This is a genomic window from Streptomyces swartbergensis (assembly GCF_002148965.1).
In the GTDB taxonomy this organism is placed as follows: Bacteria; Actinomycetota; Actinomycetes; order Streptomycetales; family Streptomycetaceae; genus Streptomyces; species Streptomyces swartbergensis.
Genome location: NZ_NGFN01000807.1, coordinates 1 through 777 on the forward strand (window position 1 = coordinate 1; position 777 = coordinate 777).

1 pseudogene is annotated in these 777 nt (G+C 76.6%); it reads left to right on the forward strand.

The annotated features are described in order from the left end of the window. Positions 1-449, forward strand: a pseudogene (locus CA983_RS46550) (hypothetical protein); the annotation flags it as partial. Positions 450-777: the final 328 nt, after the last annotated feature.

Here is a 777-nt window from a genome sequence, read left to right on the forward strand (position 1 = left end):
GCTGTGGGCTCGGCGTCGGACGGGGCTGGGGCGGCGAAGACGCCGGGGGTGCCGGCGGCTGCGGTTTCCCGGGATGCGCGGTCGGTTCGGGCCGTGGCTTCGAAGGCGCCGGCAGCGCCGCCGGCAGCGGCTTCCCGGGAGGCGGCCCGGCCCGCCGCCTCCTCACCGTCGCGGGCGTCGAAGCGGCCGACCGGGGCCGCGAACGCTCCGGGCGTGCCGCCGACAGCCCCTTCCCGGAACGCAGCCCCACCCGCCGCATACTCACGGCCCTGGCCATCAGCCCGGCCACCCGGAGCCCCGAACGCACCGGACGCGCCACCGGCCGCAGCCTCCCGAGAGGCGCCCCGGCCCGCCGGATACTCGCGGTCCTGGGCATCGGCTCGGCGCTCCGCCTCCGCGCCGGCGCCCCCATGCCGGGGGTCATGGCGACCGGCACCCGTCACGGCTGACGCCGGCTCGTCGCGGTACCAGGGCGTGACGGGCGTCCCGGGGTCATACAGACCGCCAGGGGCTGATCGCATACGGCCGCTGTCTGGTGTCGGGCCACCACCCTCATCCTCACGGCCACTGCCCGACGCCGGACCATCACCTGCGTACCCACGACCGCCACCCGACGCCGGACCATCACCCGCATACCCACGACCGCTACCGGACGCCGGACCATCACCCGCATACCCACGGCCGCCACCCGACGCCGGACCATCACCCGCATACGCACGGCCGCCGGCCGACTGACCAGCATCCGCCGCCGCATCGGGACTCGCCCCGATACCGGAC